Origin of the sequence: Paraburkholderia caffeinitolerans (assembly GCF_902859945.1) — a bacterium.
In the GTDB taxonomy this organism is placed as follows: Bacteria; Pseudomonadota; Gammaproteobacteria; order Burkholderiales; family Burkholderiaceae; genus Paraburkholderia; species Paraburkholderia caffeinitolerans.
The window spans coordinates 1-1972 of sequence record NZ_CADIKL010000095.1 but is presented as its reverse complement, the minus strand read 5'-3'; the positions used below and the strand labels follow the sequence as shown (position 1 = coordinate 1972).

Below are 1972 nucleotides of genomic sequence, written 5' to 3'. Positions count from 1 at the left end.
GCGGTCGTGACTGCACCGATTACCTACGACGACGTAGTGGTTCGGAAATCACGCCGCAAAGGCCAGAAATCTCCACAATGCGAAATTGTGGAGCTAAATGGATAGCCCTTACAAAAACACAGTGCTATTTTCAAGAAAACTGTCCGCGCACCCGGGTCTTGTCTGGTCTCGCCGTACTGCGGCAGGTGTACCGGACCGTACCTGTACAGTCGCGCAGGCATGCCTATACTCGTCCGATCATTTCAATCCATTGCGGGACTGGCGATGAAAACGATCGGTGTGATTGGCGGGATGAGCTGGGAGTCGTCGGCGGAGTATTACCGGCTGCTGAACCGCTACGCGAAAGCGCGGCTCGGCGGACATCACAATGCGCGCAGCCTCATGGCGACGGTCGATTTCGCCGATATCGAAGCCTTGCAGCGCGCGGGTGACTGGGACGCGCTGGGCGTGCAGATGGCGCAGGCGGCCACGCAACTGGAACGCGGCGGCGCCGATCTCGTGCTGCTGGCAACCAACACGATGCATCGCGTGTGTGCATCGATCGAAGCGGCGATTGCGATCCCCTTCCTGCATATCGCCGATCCGACCGGCGACGCGCTGCGCGCTGCGGGCGTGACGCGCGTGGGTCTGCTCGGCACGCGCTATACGATGGAACAGGACTTCTACGTTGGGCGGCTGCGCAGCGTGCACGGCATCGAGGCGCTCGTGCCCGACGAGCGCGAGCGCATGGACGTGCATCGCATCATCTACGATGAACTCTGTCACGGTGTCGTGAAAGCGGAATCGCGCGGCATGTATCAGCGCGTGATCGAGGCGCTCGCGGCAAGGGGCGCGCAGGCCGTCATTCTCGGCTGCACGGAAATCACACTGCTGATCAAACCCGAGGACTCGGCATTGCCGGTGTTCGATACGACCGCTCTGCATGCGCAAGCGGCTGTGGATTGGGCGCTGGAGGGCCAAGGGCACCAGGGCGACCTGGCATGACACGTGGGCACAGAACGCGTGCCCAGAACGGAAAAAGCCTGCATGATTTTCATCATGCAGGCTTTGAATCCTTCTTGGTTGCGGGGGTAGGATTTGGCAATAAGAGGCATCTGGTCTTCCTGCATTCCATCGCGCCGCGCGGGCGCCGACCGCGCGCCACGCCCGCCCTGGTGCGCTGACGCCTGACCTAGCCGCGCGGCCGGTCACGCTGCGCGGCTTTCCGGTGGCCCGTCTGTCCCTCACTTTTCGGAATGTAGACAACCGCAGAGACTGCGTTTTCGTCGTAGTCGGGTTTGCCCTTCGCGTCGGGCGGGTTGTTGTTGATCTTCATATCGGCAAAGATCGAGACCCAAGTATCCTCCTTGATGACTACGACCTGCATGTCGTCCATTTCCGCCGCTGGCAGGAATTCATAGTCGCCGTCGGCGAGCGCTAGAAGGTCCGAGCGCGCGATAAGGTCTCCTTCATCCTCCTTGAACACCTGACCCTCCGCCGCCTTCGGTACGAGCCGCCGCACGCGTAGTTCGAAAGAATCGTGATGGTCGCTCCGAAGTTCGAATTTGTTTGGGCGTGGGTTTTTCGATTCCACATGGACAACCAGCAGCCGCAGATTGTCGTGATATGGCAGCACGTCGGTCTTGAGCGCTAGGTTGTTTTGCCAGTCCGTCGCGCCGCTTTCCCTGTATTGATACCAGGCCCATACTCCCCCGCTGACAACGGCGATGAGCGTCAGCAGTCGGATGACGAAGTCGGCTATCTCGATCTTTTTCATACGGCCCCCGTTACTCGCGCCGCTTCATCATACTGAAGTCGATGCGCCTCGACCGTTGTCCTCTTCTGTTGAAGATTCTCCCGCTCGCGTGTACTGTACAAAAACAAGGGCTATCCATTTAGCTCCACAATTTCGCATTGTGGAGATTTCTGGCCTTTGCGGCGTGATTTCCGAACCACTACGTCGTCGTAGGTAATCGGTGCAGTCACGACCGCC

Annotated in this window: 2 protein-coding genes; one reads left to right on the top strand and one right to left on the bottom strand. The window is 59.6% G+C overall.

The window, feature by feature from the left end; genetic code table 11:
- Positions 1-264: 264 nt before the first annotated feature.
- Positions 265-984, top strand: a complete 720-nt coding sequence (locus tag HV773_RS36365) for an aspartate/glutamate racemase family protein (protein WP_175198536.1) — start codon at positions 265-267, stop codon at positions 982-984.
- 187 nt (positions 985-1171) lie between these two features.
- Here the strand turns inward: HV773_RS36365 and HV773_RS36360 are convergent, their stop codons facing one another.
- Positions 1172-1756 (bottom strand): hypothetical protein, encoded by a 585-nt coding sequence (locus HV773_RS36360; RefSeq protein ID WP_175198535.1) that lies wholly within the window; start codon positions 1754-1756, stop codon positions 1172-1174.
- Positions 1757-1972: the final 216 nt, after the last annotated feature.